Origin of the sequence: Mycobacterium sp., from assembly GCF_035653355.1 — a bacterium.
GTDB lineage: Bacteria > Actinomycetota > Actinomycetes > Mycobacteriales > Mycobacteriaceae > Mycobacterium.
Window position 1 is genome coordinate 1 of sequence record NZ_DASRBZ010000291.1, and the last position, 16651, is coordinate 16651.

At 65.8% G+C, this 16651-nt stretch carries 16 protein-coding genes, 1 tRNA gene and 1 pseudogene; 16 read left to right on the forward strand and 2 right to left on the reverse strand.

All coding sequences use genetic code 11. The features are described 5' to 3' along the window. The 6 genes from recN to xerD form a co-directional block, all read left to right on the forward strand. The coding region (gene recN, locus VFA16_RS10155; protein ID WP_324967689.1) for a DNA repair protein RecN at positions 1-1778 on the forward strand (1778 nt) is incomplete at its 5' end. Between the two features lie 92 nt (positions 1779-1870). Next, positions 1871-3052, forward strand: a complete 1182-nt coding sequence (gene steA / locus VFA16_RS10160) for a putative cytokinetic ring protein SteA (protein WP_324967690.1) — start codon at positions 1871-1873, stop codon at positions 3050-3052. Between the two features lie 12 nt (positions 3053-3064). Next, positions 3065-4009, forward strand: a complete 945-nt coding sequence (locus VFA16_RS10165) for a copper transporter (RefSeq protein WP_324967702.1) — start codon at positions 3065-3067, stop codon at positions 4007-4009. Between the two features lie 192 nt (positions 4010-4201). Beyond that, positions 4202-5959 carry a CTP synthase gene (locus tag VFA16_RS10170; protein WP_324967691.1) on the forward strand — a complete coding sequence of 586 codons (1758 nt, stop codon included), beginning with the start codon at positions 4202-4204 and terminating at the stop codon, positions 5957-5959. Continuing rightward, entirely contained in the window at positions 5952-6575 is a 624-nt protein-coding gene (locus VFA16_RS10175; RefSeq protein ID WP_324967692.1) for an NUDIX hydrolase, read from the forward strand. Before VFA16_RS10170 ends, VFA16_RS10175 begins: the two co-directional genes overlap by 8 nt. A 46-nt stretch (positions 6576-6621) precedes the next feature. Next, complete coding sequence (gene xerD, locus VFA16_RS10180) at positions 6622-7569, forward strand: site-specific tyrosine recombinase XerD (protein WP_324967693.1); 948 nt, start codon at positions 6622-6624, stop codon at positions 7567-7569. A 16-nt stretch (positions 7570-7585) separates the two neighbouring features. On the opposite strand, the gene VFA16_RS10185 is transcribed toward xerD, so the two are convergent. Beyond that, positions 7586-8341 (reverse strand): O-methyltransferase, encoded by a 756-nt coding sequence (locus VFA16_RS10185; protein ID WP_324967694.1) that lies wholly within the window; start codon positions 8339-8341, stop codon positions 7586-7588. 376 nt (positions 8342-8717) lie between these two features. On the opposite strand from VFA16_RS10185, the gene VFA16_RS10190 reads away from it, so the two are divergent. The 8 genes from VFA16_RS10190 to VFA16_RS10225 all read left to right on the forward strand — a co-directional run bounded on the left by VFA16_RS10190 (position 8718) and on the right by VFA16_RS10225 (position 15014). Next, entirely contained in the window at positions 8718-9581 is an 864-nt protein-coding gene (locus VFA16_RS10190; RefSeq protein WP_324967695.1) for a ParA family protein, read from the forward strand. After that, on the forward strand, positions 9578-10411 hold the full coding sequence (locus tag VFA16_RS10195) for a segregation/condensation protein A (protein ID WP_414687686.1): 834 nt from the start codon (positions 9578-9580) through the stop codon (positions 10409-10411). Before VFA16_RS10190 ends, VFA16_RS10195 begins: the two co-directional genes overlap by 4 nt. Continuing rightward, a complete protein-coding gene (gene scpB, locus VFA16_RS10200; protein WP_324967696.1) occupies positions 10408-11097 on the forward strand; it encodes an SMC-Scp complex subunit ScpB in 690 nt (229 codons plus the stop codon). Before VFA16_RS10195 ends, scpB begins: the two co-directional genes overlap by 4 nt. Beyond that, the gene (locus VFA16_RS10205) at positions 11097-11834 is read left to right on the forward strand and encodes a pseudouridine synthase (protein WP_324967697.1); all 738 of its coding nucleotides are present in this window, start codon (positions 11097-11099) and stop codon (positions 11832-11834) included. Before scpB ends, VFA16_RS10205 begins: the two co-directional genes overlap by 1 nt. A gap of 125 nt (positions 11835-11959) precedes the next feature. After that, positions 11960-12634, forward strand: a complete 675-nt coding sequence (gene cmk / locus VFA16_RS10210) for a (d)CMP kinase (protein WP_324967704.1) — start codon at positions 11960-11962, stop codon at positions 12632-12634. Beyond that, the gene (gene der, locus VFA16_RS10215; RefSeq protein ID WP_324967698.1) at positions 12631-14025 is read left to right on the forward strand and encodes a ribosome biogenesis GTPase Der; all 1395 of its coding nucleotides are present in this window, start codon (positions 12631-12633) and stop codon (positions 14023-14025) included. Before cmk ends, der begins: the two co-directional genes overlap by 4 nt. 41 nt (positions 14026-14066) lie before the next feature. Next, a complete protein-coding gene (locus VFA16_RS10220; protein ID WP_324967699.1) occupies positions 14067-14852 on the forward strand; it encodes a sulfite exporter TauE/SafE family protein in 786 nt (261 codons plus the stop codon). 85 nt (positions 14853-14937) lie between these two features. After that, positions 14938-15014 (forward strand) — tRNA-Pro (locus VFA16_RS10225). A gap of 29 nt (positions 15015-15043) precedes the next feature. Here VFA16_RS10225 and VFA16_RS10230 read toward each other — a convergent pair. Continuing rightward, complete coding sequence (locus VFA16_RS10230) at positions 15044-15466, reverse strand: TIGR03618 family F420-dependent PPOX class oxidoreductase (RefSeq protein ID WP_324967700.1); 423 nt, start codon at positions 15464-15466, stop codon at positions 15044-15046. 99 nt (positions 15467-15565) lie between these two features. Here VFA16_RS10230 and VFA16_RS10235 point away from each other — a divergent pair, with 99 nt between their 5' ends. Both VFA16_RS10235 and VFA16_RS10240 read left to right on the forward strand, forming a co-directional pair. After that, entirely contained in the window at positions 15566-16051 is a 486-nt protein-coding gene (locus tag VFA16_RS10235) for a pyridoxamine 5'-phosphate oxidase family protein (protein ID WP_324967701.1), read from the forward strand. A gap of 241 nt (positions 16052-16292) precedes the next feature. Then, positions 16293-16651, forward strand: a pseudogene (locus VFA16_RS10240) (hypothetical protein); the annotation flags it as partial.

Genomic DNA, 16651 nt, shown 5'->3' on the forward strand with positions numbered 1-16651 from the left:
TACGCATCGAGTCGCTGGGCGCGATCAGCGCGGCGACCGCGGAGTTCGGCCAGGGCCTGACCGTGCTGACCGGCGAGACCGGCACCGGCAAGACGATGGTGGTCACCGGGCTCCAGCTGCTCGGCGGGGCGCGCGCCGACGCCGCCCGGGTGCGGTCGGGCGCCGACCGCGCGGTCGTCGAAGGTCGTTTCACCACAGCTGATCTCGACGAAGCCGCCGCAGCGCAGATCGACGACATCTTGGACGCATCGGGAGCTGAACGCGACGAGGACGGCAGCGTGATCGCGTCGCGGTCGGTCAGCCGGGACGGGCCCTCGCGCGCCTATCTCGGCGGGCGCAGCGTGCCCGCCAAGTCGCTGAGCAGTTTCACCACAGAGCTGCTCACCTTGCACGGCCAAAACGACCAGCTGCGCCTGATGCGGCCTGACCAGCAGCGCAACGCTCTGGACCGGTTCGCCGACACCGGCTCACGCCTCGAGCGTTACCGCAAACTGCGCGACGCGTGGCAGTCCGCACGGCGCGATCTCGTCGACCGCAGCAACCACGCCCGTGAACTGGCGCAGGAGGCCGACCGGCTGAAGTTCGCGCTCAACGAGATCGACGCCGTCGATCCCGAGCCCGGTGAGGACGACGCGCTGCTCGCCGACATCCGGCGGCTCTCCGAACTCGACGCGCTGCGCGAGGCCGCGGCCAGTGCGCGCGGGGCGTTATCCGGCGCGTTGGATGACAACGGTTCCGCCGCCGAGTTTCCCGCCGAGCCGCGATCGGCCGCCGACCTGCTCGGACAGGCGAAGACGGCGTTGGCCGCAACCGATGACGCGACACTGCGCGCGCTGGCGGACCAACTCGACGAGGCGCTGGCCGTGGTCGGCGATGCCACACGCGAACTCGGCGACTACCTGTCCGCGCTACCCGGCGACGCCAGCGCACTGGACACCAAGCTCGCGCGCCAAGCCCAACTGCGTGCGCTCACCCGCAAATACGCCCCCGACGTCGACGGCGTGCTGCAGTGGGCGCGCCAGGCGCGGACCCGGCTGGCCCAAATCGACATCTCCGAGGAGGCGCTGGCGACGCTGCAACGCCGCGTCGACGAGCTGGCAGTCCAATTGGCCGAAGCCGCAACGGATCTGAGCAAGTTGCGCAGGCAAGCGGCCAAGCGGCTGGCCAAAGCGGTCAGCGAGGAGCTGTCCGGGCTGGCGATGGCCAATGCCGAGCTCGCCGTCAGCGTGACCGCCGTGGCTGCCAACGACGACAATCCCGCCGCGTTGCAACTGCCGTCGGGTGAGCTGGTGCATGCCGGAGCGGACGGGATCGACCAGGTCGAGTTCGGCTTTGCCGCCCACCGCGGCACGACGGTGTTGCCACTGTCAAAAAGCGCCTCAGGCGGCGAGTTGTCGCGGGTGATGCTGGCTTTGGAAGTGGTGCTGGCCGCCTCGGCCCGACGTTCGGCAGGCACCACCATGGTGTTCGACGAGGTGGACGCCGGCGTTGGCGGACGGGCCGCGGTGCAGATCGGTCGGCGGCTGGCCAGGCTGGCCCAGACCCATCAGGTCATCGTGGTGACCCACCTGCCGCAGGTGGCTGCGTACGCCGATGTGCATCTGGTCGTCGACACCATCGGCGAAAACGGCGACAGCGCGGTACGCCGCGTGGACGGCGAGGACCGCGTCGCCGAGCTAGCCCGGATGCTGGCCGGTCTGGGTGACTCGGACAGCGGCCGCGCGCACGCCCGCGAGCTGCTCGACGCGGCTCAAGCTGAGATCAGCTCGACGCCATAGTGCTGTGGTGGATGTGACAATTTATTACTACTGGGGCTGATGTTACGGCGCGCCTACTCGCAACCAGGTAGTTCCGCCGACAGAATCGCCCCATGAAGATGACAGCGCTTCTGTCTCGTAGTGCCGACCGGCCCGGCATTGTCGGCACTGCCCGGGTGGACCGCGACATCGACCGGCTGCTGCGCCGGGTCGGCCCGGGTGACATCGTGGTCCTCGACGTGCTGGATCTGGATCGGGTCACCGCCGATGCGCTCGTCGAAGCCGACATCGCTGCCGTCGTCAACGCGTCGCCTTCGGTCTCGGGCCGCTACCCCAACCTAGGGCCAGAGGTGTTGGTGGCCAATGGGGTCACCCTGATCGACGAGGCGGGCCCAGAGGTCTTCAAGAAGATCAAGGACGGCGCCAAAGTACGGCTGTACAACGGTGGCGTCTATTCCGGCGACCGTCGCCTGATTCGCGGTACCGAGCGCACCGACGATGACATTGCCAACCTGATGCACGAAGCCAAGAGCGGTCTGGTCGCTCACTTAGAGGCGTTCGCGGGCAACACCATTGAGTTCATCCGCAGTGAAAGCCCGTTGTTGATCGACGGCATCGGTATTCCCGATGTCGATGTCGACATGCGCCGCCGCCATGTGGTGGTGGTATCCGACGAGCCAAGTGCCGCCGACGATTTGAAGGCGCTCAAGCCGTTTATCAAGGAATACCAGCCAGTGCTGATCGGCGTCGGCGCCGGGGCCGATGTGTTGCGCAAAGCGGGATATCGGCCACAGCTCATCGTCGGCGACCCTGAGCAGATGAGTGCTGAAGTCCTCAAATGCGGTGCCCAGGTGGTATTACCGGCTGACGCCGACGGCCACGCACCGGGCCTGGAACGGATTCAGGACCTCGGGGTGGGTGCGATGACCTTCCCGGCGGCGGGTTCGGCCACCGATTTGGCGCTGCTGTTGGCCGATCACCACGGTGCGGCCCTGTTGGTCACGGTCGGGCATACCGCCAACATCGAGACGTTCTTCGACCGCACACGTGTGGCCAGCAATCCGTCGACCTTTCTGACCAGGCTGCGGGTGGGGGAAAAGCTGGTGGACGCGAAGGCAGTCGCCACGTTGTATCGCAGCCACATGTCGGCCGGCGCTGTCGCGCTTTTGGTGTTGACCATGCTGATCGCGGTCATAGCGGTGCTGTGGGTATCGCGCGCCGACGCTGTGGTGATGCATTGGGTCGTCGAGTACTGGAACCGCTTCTCCCTGTGGGTGCAGGGCCGGATCAGCTAGGCGGCGTTGACGGTGATATCCCTACGCCACCACGCTATTTCGCTGGCTGCGGTGTTTGTGGCGCTGGCGCTCGGCGTCGTCTTGGGGTCGGGGCTGCTGTCTGACACGGTGTTGTCTGGCTTGCGGGCCGAAAAGCGGGATCTGCACGCACAAATCGACAGGCTTAACGACCAGAAGAATGCGCTGAACGAAAAGCTTACCGCAGCAAACGATTTCACATCACAAATGGCGGGGCATATCGTCCACGATGCGCTCGCTGGCAAGTCGGTGATCGTGTTCCGCACCCCGGACGCCAAAGACGACGACGTGGAAGCAGTGTCGAAACTGATGGGCCAGGCCGGGGCAGCGCTCAGCGGAACGGTGTCGCTGACTCAGGAATTCGTCGACGCAAACTCCGCGGAGAAGCTGCGTTCGGTCGTCAACTCGTCGATCGTGCCTGCCGGTGCGCAGTTGAGCACCAAGCTGGTCGATCAAGGTTCGCAGGCTGGTGATTTGCTCGGTATCGCGTTGCTGACCAACCGCGATCCCGCGGTTCCCACCGTCGATGATGCCCAGCGGGACGTTGTGCTGGCGGCACTTCGCGACACCGGCTTCATCTCCTACCGCTCGGACGCGCATATCGGGGCGGCGAACGCAGCCGTGGTCATCACCGGTGGCGGGCTTGGCGACGACGCCGGCAACCAGGGTGTCAGCGTGGCCCGGTTCGCCGCCGCGCTCGCACCCCACGGCACTGGCACGGTATTGGCCGGTCGCGATGGATCCGCCAGCGGAACGGCTGCCGTCGCCGTCACTCGTGCCGATTCCGGCATGGCGTCGTCAATTACCACCGTCGATGACGTCGACGCCGAGTCGGGCCGGATCACCGTGGTCCTGGGTCTACATGACCTGATCAACGGCGGTCGTACTGGCCAGTACGGAATCGGTCACGGCGCCACGTCGCTCACGGTCGCACAGTAGCCCGACGTCGATGCGCGCCGCGCAGCGGCGGGAGGAGAAGCCGGGCAATCGAGCACAGCCTCGCTCCGTCGGGCGTGTGCGACGGCAACGCGACGCCGTCGGTGTTAGGGTGGATTTCCGTGGGTCGGCAGGCCCAAGTGCGTTGACAGCACACAGAACGTAGTCCTGCCCGTCTTCACGGAGGTGGCAATCTTGCGCAGGCACCCGCAGACCGCCACCAAGCACCTCTTCGTCAGCGGCGGCGTGGCCTCTTCCCTGGGCAAAGGACTGACCGCCAGCAGTCTCGGCCAATTGCTGACCGCCCGCGGGTTGCAGGTGACGATGCAGAAACTCGACCCATACCTCAACGTCGACCCGGGCACGATGAACCCGTTCCAGCACGGGGAGGTTTTCGTCACCGAGGACGGCGCCGAGACAGACCTCGACGTCGGCCACTATGAGCGCTTTCTCGATCGCGACCTCTCCGGATCGGCGAATGTCACTACAGGCCAAGTCTATTCGTCAGTCATCGCCAAAGAACGGCGCGGCGAATATCTCGGCGACACCGTCCAGGTGATTCCACACATCACCGACGAAATCAAAAGCCGCATCCTTGCCATGGCCGAGCCGGACGCCGAAGGAAACCGCCCCGACGTCGTCATTACCGAAATCGGCGGCACCGTAGGTGATATCGAGTCACAGCCGTTTCTGGAGGCGGCCCGTCAGGTCCGCCACGACCTCGGTCGGGAGAACGTCTTCTTCCTGCACGTGTCGCTGGTGCCGTATCTGGCGCCGTCTGGCGAGCTGAAGACCAAGCCGACCCAGCACTCCGTGGCGGCCTTGCGGAGCATCGGTATCACGCCGGACGCGCTGATCCTGCGGTGCGACCGGGACGTTCCGGAACCGCTGAAGAACAAGATCGCGCTGATGTGTGACGTGGACATCGACGGTGTGATCTCGACACCGGATGCGCCGTCGATCTACGACATCCCCAAGGTATTACACCGCGAGGAGCTCGACGCCTTCGTGGTGCGCCGACTCAACCTGCCGTTTCGCGACGTCGACTGGACGGAATGGGACGACTTGCTCCGCAAAGTCCACGAGCCGCAAGAGACGGTGCGAATCGCGTTGGTGGGCAAATACGTTGACCTCTCCGATGCGTATCTGTCGGTCACTGAGGCGCTGCGCGCAGGTGGATTCAAGCACCGAGCCAAGGTGGAAATGCGGTGGGTGCCATCCGATGACTGCCAAGATCCCAGCGCTGCGGCGGCTGCTTTGAGCGATGTGCACGGTGTGCTGATCCCCGGCGGGTTCGGGATTCGCGGCATCGAGGGCAAAATCGGCGCGATCCGCTATGCGCGAGCCAGAGGCCTACCGGTGCTTGGACTGTGTCTGGGGTTGCAGTGCATAGTGATCGAAGCTGCCCGTTCCGTCGGACTCACACAAGCCAATTCGGCCGAGTTCGACCCGGGCACACCTGACCCGGTCATCTCCACCATGGCCGACCAACAAGATATCGTCGCCGGCGAGGCAGATCTGGGTGGCACGATGCGGCTGGGCGCATATCCGGCTGTGCTGGAACCGGATTCGATTGTCGCGCGGGCATACCAGACGACACAGGTCTCGGAGCGGCACCGACATCGTTACGAGGTCAACAACGCCTACCGGGACAAGATCGCCGAGAGCGGGCTGCGGTTTTCCGGAACCTCGCCTGACGGCCATCTAGTGGAGTTCGTCGAATACCGGCCGGAAGTCCATCCGTTCGTTGTCGGTACGCAAGCGCACCCAGAGTTGAAGAGCCGTCCCACGCGCCCGCATCCGCTGTTCGTTGCTTTCGTCGGCGCCGCCATCGACTACAAGGCCGCCGAGCGGCTGCCGGTGGAGATCCCCGAGCAGCGGCCCAACGGCAACGAACCCCGAGGCAGCGTCGGGCAGTCGCTGCACGAGCCCGAACCCGTCGCCCGTGGGTGAACACGTCTTCGAGACGATATCGTCCGAAATACTGCATACCGGAAAGATTTTCGCGCTCCGCAAGGACCGAGTGCTGATGCCGGGCGGCAAGGTCGTTAACCGCGAAGTGGTCGAGCACTACGGCGCGGTGGGCGTCGTCGCCCTGGACGACGACGACAATATCCCGATGGTTTATCAGTACCGTCACCCGTTCGGTCGCCGGCTCTGGGAGTTGCCGGCCGGGCTGCTCGACGTCCACGGCGAGGCACCGCACCTCACGGCGGCGCGGGAGCTGCAGGAAGAGGCCGGTCTGAAGGCGCATACGTGGCAGGTGCTGGCCGATCTTGATTCCACGCCGGGATTCAGCGACGAGTCGGTGCGGGTGTATCTGGCCACCGGATTGACCGACGTCGGACGACCTGAAGGCCATGACGAAGAAGCCGATATGACGTTGCAGTGGTATCCGCTGGCCGAGGCGGTGCGTCGGATATTCAGTGGAGAGATCGTCAATTCCCTTGCCGTTTCTGGCATTCTGGCGGCGTTCGCGGTCCGCAATGGCCTCGCACAGCCCCGGCCGGTGGACGCGCCGTGGCAAGACAAGCCGACGGCGTTCGCCGCGCGGCAGGCGGCCAAATGAGGATAGGGGCGGCCCGAGGAGCAGGCCGGCGAATGGACCTAGCGCGATGACCACGTTGGCGCCGCCCCTTGAGACCCAGGTGCAGAGCTATCTCGACCATCTGACAATCGAGCGGGGCGTGGCCGCCAACACATTGAGTTCCTACCGCCGCGACCTGCGCCGCTACCACGAGCATTTGGCGGGGCGCGGCATCGACGATCTGGCCAAGGTCAGTGAGGACGACGTCAGCGAATTCCTCGTCGCGCTGCGCCGCGGTGATCCCGATACGGGCGCGTCGCCGCTCTCGGCGGTATCGGCGGCGCGGGCCCTGATCGCGGTGCGCGGCCTGCATCGGTTCGCCGCCGCTGAAGGACTGACCGACGTGGATGTGGCGCGCGAGGTCAAACCACCGACCCCCGGCCGTCGGCTGCCCAAGAGTCTGACCATCGACGAGGTGCTGGCGCTGCTGGCAGCGGCGGGCGGCGACAGCCCGTCAGACGGGCCGCTGACGCTACGCAACCGGGCGCTCTTGGAGTTCTTGTACTCCACCGGAGCGCGGATCTCCGAAGCCGTGGGCCTCGATGTCGACGACATCGATACGCAAGCCAGATCGGTGCTGTTGCGCGGCAAGGGCGGCAAGCAGCGCCTGGTGCCGGTCGGGCGCCCCGCTGTGGAAGCACTGCAGGCCTACCTGGTGCGGGGACGGCCGGAACTGGCTCGTCGCGGCCGGGGAACGCCCAGCATGTTCCTCAACGCCCGTGGTGGGCGGTTGTCGCGGCAAAGCGCCTGGCAGGTATTGCAGGATGCCGCCGAACGTGCCGGCATCACCTCGAAAGTGTCGCCACATATGTTGCGGCATTCGTTTGCCACGCACCTGCTCGACGGCGGGGCCGACGTTCGTGTGGTCCAGGAGTTGCTCGGCCATGCCTCCGTGACGACGACCCAGATCTACACGCTGGTCACCGTGCATGCGCTGCGTGAAGTGTGGGCCGGGGCGCATCCGCGAGCACGCTAGCCGTTTCGGTGAGGGGCTAGCTGCCCAGGTACTCCGACTCCAGCACCAGATCGGTGACCAGCGTCTGGTACTCCACGTGTGCTCTGTGCTCTGTGGTGTTCCACAGCTTGCCCTGCTGTTCACGCATGTAGGCACGGTACTTGGGCGCGCCGGGCACTTTGACGTTGTCAGCGACGACGATTGAGCCGCGGTGCAGCCAGCCTCGGTCGAGGATGCTTTGCAGATCGGAAAGGTAAGCGTCCTTGTCATGGTCGAGGAACACGAAATCCACTGCGCCGGCACCGAACCCGTGTTCGTCGGCCAGCGCATCCAGCGTGCGTCCGCCGTCGCCGATGGTGCCGACCACACACGTCACCCGGTCGCCGACGCCGGCATGCGCCCAGATCTGGCGAGCGTTGACGGCGTTGGCTTCGGCCAGCTCGATCGAGTACACCTTCGCGGCGGGTGCGGCACGCGCGATCCGCAGCGACCCGTAGCCGCAGTAGGTGCCCAACTCCAGCACGAGTTTCGGATCGGCGCGGCGGACCGCGGCGTCGAGCAGCGCCCCTTTCTCCGGGCCGACGTTGATCAGCAGCGACTTCTCGTAGGCGAACCGGTCGATGGTGGCCAGCACGTCGTCGATGTCGCCGGAGCGGGCATTTGCCAGCACGTATTCGACGGCTGCAGCTTCGCGCCCGTCGCCGATCTGGCCGGTCCTGGTGATGTTGCGGCTGCCGGTCGCCATCCTCAAGACCGACCACCGCAAGAAGGGGATGCGCTGCTTGAGATTCATGAAGCAGACGATAGCCCGGCGACGATGCAGAGCGCGTAGCGCGATGAGGAGGAGCCGGGCAATCAGGTCTAGCCCGGCGACGATGCAGAGCGCGTAGCGCGATGAGGAGGAGCCGGGCAATCAGGTCTAGCCCGGCGAGGATGCAGAGCGCGTAGCGCGATCACGCAACTAGATCCGGTCAGCCGGAATTCGCTGTTAGGTTGCCTGCCGGTTTCCCGGCGCAGGCGCGTTAAGCCGTTAGACTTTCCTGCGATGTCCGCCACTAGCCTGTCCGTCACCAACCGAACGCCCATGCGCTCGGCGACGAGCCAGGACCGGGCATGACCGGCGCCAACGACGATGAGGCCGGCCCGGCCGGCGTCGAGGAGTGGCCCTCATGACCGACGACGCCGACAGCGGCGCCGTTGTCGGTCTGACCGGAAGACCGCCGCGGGCGATTCCCGAGCCGAAACCCCTTATGTCGCACGGGCCCGCGAAGGTCGTCGCGATGTGCAACCAGAAGGGCGGTGTCGGCAAGACCACGTCGACTATCAACCTGGGCGCCGCGCTGGCCGAGTACGGGCGTCGGGTGCTGCTTGTGGATATGGATCCGCAGGGTGCACTGTCCGCGGGCCTGGGTGTGCCGCACTACGAGCTGGAGCGCACGATTCACAACCTGCTGGTCGAGCCGCGGGTGTCAATCGACGACGTGCTGCTCCACACCCGCGTCAAGCACATGGACCTGGTGCCCAGCAACATCGACCTGTCGGCCGCCGAAATTCAGCTGGTCAACGAGGTGGGTCGCGAGCAGTCCCTGGCCCGGGCGCTGCACCCGGTACTCGACCGCTACGACTACGTGCTGATTGACTGCCAGCCGTCACTGGGCTTGCTCACCGTCAACGGCCTGGCGTGCGCCGACGGTGTGGTGATCCCCACCGAGTGCGAATACTTCGCGCTGCGCGGCCTGGCATTGCTCACCGATACCGTCGACAAGGTGCACGACCGGCTCAACCCCAAGCTGGAAATCAGCGGAATCCTGGTCACTCGCTACGACCCGCGCACCGTCAACGCGCGTGAGGTGATGGCCCGTGTCGTGGAACGCTTCGGTGACCTGGTGTTCGACACGGTCATCACCCGCACCGTGCGCTTCCCGGAGACTAGCGTCGCCGGCGAGCCCATCACCTCGTGGGCGCCGAAATCGACCGGTGCGGAGGCCTACCGTTCACTGGCTCGCGAGGTCATCGACCGATTCGGCGCGTGAACGACCGCGTGGAGTTCGAGGGCTCAACCCAGAACGGCTTCCAGGTCCGGCTCACCAACTTCGAGGGGCCGTTCGACCTGCTGCTGCAGCTGATCTTCGCGCACCGCCTCGACGTCACCGAGGTGGCGATTCATCAGGTGACGGACGAGTTCATCGCCTATACCCGTGCGATCGGACCCGACCTGGAGCTGGAGGAGACCACTGCGTTCCTGGTAATCGCCGCGACGCTGCTCGACCTCAAGGCGGCCCGGCTGCTGCCTGCGGGCCGGGTAGACGATGAGGAGGACCTGGCCCTGCTGGAAGTCCGTGACCTGCTGTTCGCCCGGCTGCTGCAATACCGGGCGTTCAAGCATGTCGCCGAGATGTTTGCCGAGCTGGAGGCGGCGGCGCTGCGTAGCTATCCGCGGGCGGTGTCGCTGGAGGACCGGTTCGCCAATCTGCTGCCCGAGGTCATGCTTGGCGTCGACGCCGACAGCTTCGCCCAGATCGCGGCGATCGCTCTGACGCCACGGCCGGCGCCGACGGTGGCCACCGAGCATCTGCACGAGCTGATGGTCTCGGTGCCGCAGCAGGCCGAACAGTTGCTGGACCTGTTGCAGGCGCGAGGCATCGGCCATTGGGCGTCGTTTTCCGAGCTGGTCGCCGACTGTGCGGCGCCGATCGAGATCGTCGGGCGCTTCCTGGCGCTGCTCGAACTGTATCGGGCGCGGGCGGTAGCATTCGACCAGTCAGAACCGCTTGGTGTGCTCCAGGTTTCGTGGACCGGAGAACGGCCGACCAGCGAAGACTTGGTGAAAGCAGAGCCGCCAGAAGTGCGAGATCAACCATGACCGACCAGCTGCCCGAGCCCGATCTGGGGCTCGACGTCCCGGGCTTGGAGCCGGAGCTCGATGACGACGAGCTCGGCCGGGTGCTTGAGGCGTTGCTGCTGGTGGTCGACACCCCAGTGACTACGGAAACACTCGCCGCGGTTACTGAGCAACCCGTGTACCGGGTCGCTGCGAAACTGCGACTGATGGCCGACGAGCTCGCCGAACGTGACAGCGGCATCGACCTGCGGGAGGCGGGCGGGGGATGGCGGATGTACACCCGCGCCCGGTTCGCCCCGTACGTGGAGCGGCTGCTGCTCGACGGTTCACGCAGCAAGCTCACCCGCGCGGCGTTGGAGACGCTTGCCGTGGTTGCCTACCGCCAGCCGGCGACCCGGGCGCGGGTGAGCGCGGTGCGTGGGGTAAACGTCGACGCCGTCATGCGGACACTACTGGCGCGCGGCCTGATCACTGAGGCGGGCACGGATCCCGATACCGGCGCGACGACCTTCGCCACGACCGAGCTGTTTTTGGAGCGGTTGGGATTGTCGTCGCTGGCCGACCTTCCCGACATCGCGCCGCTGCTTCCCGATGTCGACACCATCGACGACATCAGCGAATCCCTCGACACCGAGCCGCGTTTCGCCAAACTCGGTGGCGCTGAACCGCCGGAGCAGCCGACGTCGTTCGACGTGGACGAGGAGTGATGGCTGAGGCGGTCCGGCTGCAAAAACTGTTGTCACAGGCCGGAATTGCGTCGCGGCGGGTAGCCGAGCAAATGATCGCCGAGGGCCGCGTCGAGGTCGACGGGCAGCCGGTGACCGAGCTGGGCAGCAGGGTAGACACGGATGCCTCAGTGATCCGTGTCGACGGGGCGCGGATAGTTCTCGACGACTCGCTGGTGTACCTGGCGTTAAATAAGCCGCGCGGCATGCATTCGACCATGTCCGACGATCGCGGCCGACCGTGTATCGGTGACCTGGTCGAACATCGGGTGCGGGGCAACAAGAACCTCTTCCACGTCGGACGTCTGGACGCCGACACCGAAGGCCTCCTCTTGTTGACCAACGACGGTGAGCTAGCACATCGGTTGATGCATCCGTCGTATGAGGTGCCCAAGACGTATCTGGCAACAGTGGCCGGGACGGTCCCGCGCGGACTGGGCAAGACGCTGCGCGCCGGCATCGAACTCGACGATGGACCTGCCTCGGTCGACGATTTCGCGGTGGTGGACGCCGTTTCAGGCAAGACGCTGGTGCGGGTGACGCTGCACGAAGGCCGAAAGCGCATTGTGCGCCGGTTGCTGGCGGCGGCGGGTTTCCCCGTCCAGGCGCTGGTGCGAACCGATATCGGCCCGGTATCGCTTGGCAACCAGCGGCCGGGGAGCATCCGGCCATTGGGCCGCAACGAAGTCGGGCAACTGTACAAAGCGGTGGGCCTGTGAGTGGAACGAGCGGAACGAACCCGTGAGTCGAGAGCGGAACGAACGTAGTGAGTGACGGGAACGAGACGAACGATCGGGCTCCAGTGAGTAACGGGAGTGACGCAAACGATCGAGCACAGAGGGGGCTGGTCGTCGCTGTCGACGGTCCGGCGGGAACCGGGAAGTCTTCCGTCTCAAGGGGATTGGCGCGGGCGCTCGGTGCGCGGTATCTGGATACCGGTGCCATGTATCGGATCGTGACGTTAGCGGTACTGCGCGCCGGCATCGACCCATCTGACGACGCGGCTGTCGGGGCGATCGTGGAGACGGTGCCGCTGTCGGTGGGATATGACCCCGATGTGGACCGCTGTTACCTTGGCGGCGAAGATGTTTCGGCGAAGATTCGCGGTGACGAAGTGACCCGAGCCGTCTCGGCAGTGTCGTCTGTTCCAGCGGTGCGTCGGCGGCTTGTGGGACTGCAGCGCGAGCTGGCTGAGGGGCGGTCGAGCGTCGTCGTGGAAGGTCGCGACATCGGGACTGTGGTGCTGCCCGACGCGGATGTGAAGATCTTCCTGACCGCATCGGCGGAGACACGGGCGCAGCGGCGCAACCACCAGAACGTCGCCGCCGGATTGGCAGACGACTACGCGAGTGTGCTCGCGGATGTGCGTCGGCGCGACCATCTGGATTCGACACGCGCAGTATCGCCGTTGCGGGCCGCTGACGACGCTGTGGTCGTCGACACCAGCGACATGACAGAGGCCGAGGTGATCGCTCACCTGCTGGAGCTGGTCAAGCAGCGTAGCGAGGCCGTGCAATGAGCCAGGACGGCACCTGGAGCGACGAAAGTGATTGGCAGCTCGACGAAGTCGATTCCCAGGCGGCGTACGGGCCACCGCCGGTGGTGGCGGTGGTGGGCCGACCGAACGTCGGCAAATCCACATTGGTCAACCGGATCCTTGGTCGCCGCGAGGCGGTGGTGCAAGATGTCCCCGGCGTGACCCGCGACCGGGTTTCCTATGACGCGCTGTGGACCGGGCGGCGGTTCGTCGTGCAGGACACCGGCGGATGGGAACCGGACGCGAAGGGTCTGCAACAGTTGGTGGCCGAGCAGGCGTCGGTTGCGATGCGCACCGCCGACGCGGTGATCCTTGTTGTCGACGCGGTGGTCGGCGCCACCGCGGGGGACGAGGCAGCCGCCCGCATCCTGCGTCGCTCAGGCAAGCCAGTTTTCTTGGCGGCCAACAAGGTTGACAGCGACAAGGGCGAGGCCGACGCGGCGGCGCTGTGGTCGCTGGGACTGGGCCAGCCGTATGCGATCAGCGCGATGCACGGTCGCGGAGTGGCCGATCTGCTTGACGAGGTGGTGGCCGCACTCCCCGAGGTGGCCGAGACGGCGTCCACCAGCGGCGGCCCGCGGCGGGTGGCGCTGGTGGGCAAGCCGAATGTCGGCAAGAGCTCGCTGCTGAATCGGCTGGCCGGTGATCAGCTGGCTGTTGTGCATGAGGTCGCGGGCACAACGGTTGATCCGGTGGATTCGCTGATCGAATTGGGCGGCAAGACATGGCGATTCATTGACACGGCCGGTTTGCGCCGAAAAGTCGGTCAGGCCAGCGGACACGAGTACTACGCGTCGGTGCGAACCCACGGCGCAATCGATGCCGCCGAAGTGGTGATCGCGCTCATCGACGCCTCAGTGCCGCTGACGGAGCAAGACCAGCGGATCTTGACGATGGTCATCGAAGCCGGCCGGGCATTGGTGCTGGCCTTCAACAAGTGGGATCTGGTCGACGAAGACCGGCGCTACCTGTTGGAGCGCGAAATCGATCGGGAGCTGGTGCAAGTGCGCTGGGCGCAGCGGGTCAACGTCTCCGCCAAGACGGGTCGGGCGGTGCAGAAGCTGGTGCCGGCGCTGGAGACGGCACTCGCGTCGTGGGACACGCGGATTCCGACCGGTCGGCTGAACGCGTGGCTGAAGGAAGTGATCGCAGCGACGCCGCCGCCGGTGCGCAGTGGTCGGCAGCCGCGCGTCTTGTTTGCGACGCAGGCCACCGCCCGCCCGCCGACGTTCGTGTTGTTCACCACCGGGTTTCTGGAGGCCGGTTATCGCCGGTTTCTGGAGCGGCGGCTGCGCGAGACCTTCGACTTCGAGGGCAGCCCGATCCGCATCAACGTGCGCGTGCGCGAGAAGCGAAGCGCACGGTCGCGCTGACTGCCAGCTTTCGTCCAAGGCGCGCCTAATAGGGTTCCCGAGTGCCCATTTCGCATCTGGTGCTGATCGCGCTGGCCGGTGCGACGGCCGGCGCGATCAACGCACTGGTGGGGTCGGGCACGTTGGTGACGTTCCCCACGCTGGTCGCGTTGGGCTACCCCGCGGTGACCTCGACCATGTCGAATGCAGTGGGCTTGGTCGCCGGAAGTGTTTCGGGAACTTGGGGATACCGTCGCGAGCTGCGCGGCCAGTGGCGGCGGCTGCGGTGGCAGATCCCGGCGTCGCTAGCTGGTGCGGCGGTTGGAGCGTGGCTCCTGCTCCATCTGCCGGAGAAGCTGTTCACCCGCGTGGTGCCGGTGCTGCTGGTCGCTGCGCTGATCATGGTGCTGGCCGGACCGCGCATCCAGGCGTGGGCGCGCCGGCGCGTAGAGCAGAGCGGCCGGTCGGTGGATCACTCCTCGATTCGTCCGATGGCGGGCCTGGTTGCGGGAACCTTCGCGATCGGCGTGTATGGCGGCTACTTCACGGCTGCGCAGGGCATCCTGCTGGTCGGGCTGATGGGGGCGCTGCTGCCCGAGTCGATTCAGCGGATAAACGCGGCGAAAAATCTGCTGGCGTTGCTGGTGAATGTCATTGCGGCGCTGGCCTACACCGTCGTCGCCTTTCACCGGATCAGCTGGTCTGCGGCGGCGGTGATCGCGGTGAGCTCACTGATCGGCGGCTTCTTGGGTGCCCACTACGGGCGCCGACTGTCGCCCGGCGTGCTGCGTGCCGCGATCGTCGTAGTCGGCCTGATCGGCCTGTACCGGCTGCTAGTGACGGTGTGATACGCAGGCGCCTTGCGTCGGGTGGCGACGGCAGGCCGGACCTGCGGTAGGCTTTCGACCTGCTGCCGACGATCCAGGCAGCGACCGGGCTGTGGCGCAGTTTGGTAGCGCACTTGACTGGGGGTCAAGTGGTCGCAGGTTCAAATCCTGTCAGCCCGACCATAGTTTCCGCAGTGGGCTGGAAGTTATGTTCAGGTTGCCCACGGGCCGACGCCGCCGACCTTCTCGATCGTAATGTGAGTCAAGTATCCAGGTGGTGCGTCGGGCGGCGGGAATCCAGTGCCGGGGCTGAAGATAGTCGTGGCGATCTCGTCGAGCAGTTCGGGGGCGCCGCCTGGCTCGACGCGCGCTGTGCCCTTGATCGACAGATAGGGTGTCTGCGGCCCGCTGCGGTCGGTGGACACGATCGTCACCGCCACGCGGGGATCACGCCGGATGTTGCGGATCTTCAGATGCTCCGCCAGATGGGCGGTGACCAACTCATCAGCGCCGTCGGCCGTGCTCTGCACTGTCGCCCAGACAACGCTGACTTGCGGGCTGCCGTCGCGATTATTCGTGACCAGCGTCGCAGGGTTGGAACCGATGAGTTGGCGCGCGGCGTCGTTGAGATTCATGGTGTGACCGTATGACGTCGCGTGTGCGACAGCCAGGCGACGGTCTGGGGCGTCCGCCGGTGTCAGGCTCAGGCCGGGTCGGGTACGACTATGAGTGTGATGAACCCACAGGAATTGGCTAGCGAGCTTGGCCACCCCGATGCCCAAAAGCTGCTCTCCGGCTCCATGGCTCGGCTCGCCTACAACGGACACGACGGCTTCCCGCGGGTTATCCCCGTTGGGTTCTACTGGACGGGCGAACGCATCGTCGTCTCTACGGCACCCACCTCCCCGAAAATCCGGGCGCTTTCCTCTCGCCCGGAAGTCGCATTGACCATCGACACCGGCTCCACGCCTGAAGAGGCAAAAGCTCTCTTAATACGTGGGCTGGCCACATTGGAGACCGTTGATGGCGTCACCGACGAGTACCTCGCGGCAGCGAGGAGGTCAATGGAGGGACCAGAGCTGGCCGAGTTCGAACGGAACGTCCGGTCGACCTACAAGCAGATGGTGCGTATCTCAATCGAGCCGCAATGGGCGCGGTTTTTTGACTTTGGCGCTGGCCGGTTACCCGCTTTCCTGGCGAACCTCGTCAGCGACGGTTAGCCAGACTCTGATTGGCGTTGCATCGTGGAACCAGTTGCGGTCACAACGCAGTCAGCGCCCGAGCGCCATGGCGTCGGTGTCAGACCGGCCAATCGAGGTCACGCCAAACCACAAACCCGTATGACGCCCTCGTCACAAAAGTGCGACACTGGCTTGTGTAAACGGCACGCAGCCGCTATCCATCCGCACCACTCTTGGTGATCGCATCTCCCGACCAATGCGGTTGCCGAAAGGTCACGAAATGAAAGCACTCGGGATCGCGGCTGCAGCCGCCCTGGCTTTCGCACCGTTGTCGGTGGTGGCCAGCATGCCCGGTGTGGCGCAGGCGGCTCCCTGTGTCGGGGCTGGATCGAACCCCAATTTCTGCGACGAATGCCTTTCGTGGGTGTCGATGTACCATCTTCCGTCGACAAGGTCCTGCTTCGAAGAAGCGCCGCCGCCTCGGCCCGCCCAGGCGTCCCCAAGCATGGCACCGCTGCCACCTCTGGAGCTTCCGCCAGAGCCCGTGGCGCCGGTGCAAACCCCCGAGGTCGTTCCGCCAAGCCCACCGCCCACCAGCACGGTTCCTGCGCGGAGCCCGAAGATCAGTCCACTGCCCCC

Excerpts from the sequence above, each read along its gene's own strand:
- steA (WP_324967690.1), top strand. The coding sequence starts at position 1,871 with ATGAAGATGACAGCGCTTCTGTCTCGTAGTGCCGACCGGCCCGGCATT.
- xerD (WP_324967693.1), top strand. The coding sequence starts at position 6,622 with ATGACCACGTTGGCGCCGCCCCTTGAGACCCAGGTGCAGAGCTATCTC.
- VFA16_RS10185 (WP_324967694.1), bottom strand. The coding sequence starts at position 8,341 with ATGAATCTCAAGCAGCGCATCCCCTTCTTGCGGTGGTCGGTCTTGAGG.
- VFA16_RS10190 (WP_324967695.1), top strand. The coding sequence starts at position 8,718 with ATGACCGACGACGCCGACAGCGGCGCCGTTGTCGGTCTGACCGGAAGA.
- scpB (WP_324967696.1), top strand. The coding sequence starts at position 10,408 with ATGACCGACCAGCTGCCCGAGCCCGATCTGGGGCTCGACGTCCCGGGC.
- VFA16_RS10205 (WP_324967697.1), top strand. The coding sequence starts at position 11,097 with ATGGCTGAGGCGGTCCGGCTGCAAAAACTGTTGTCACAGGCCGGAATT.
- der (WP_324967698.1), top strand. The coding sequence starts at position 12,631 with ATGAGCCAGGACGGCACCTGGAGCGACGAAAGTGATTGGCAGCTCGAC.
- VFA16_RS10230 (WP_324967700.1), bottom strand. The coding sequence starts at position 15,466 with ATGAATCTCAACGACGCCGCGCGCCAACTCATCGGTTCCAACCCTGCG.
- VFA16_RS10235 (WP_324967701.1), top strand. The coding sequence starts at position 15,566 with ATGAACCCACAGGAATTGGCTAGCGAGCTTGGCCACCCCGATGCCCAA.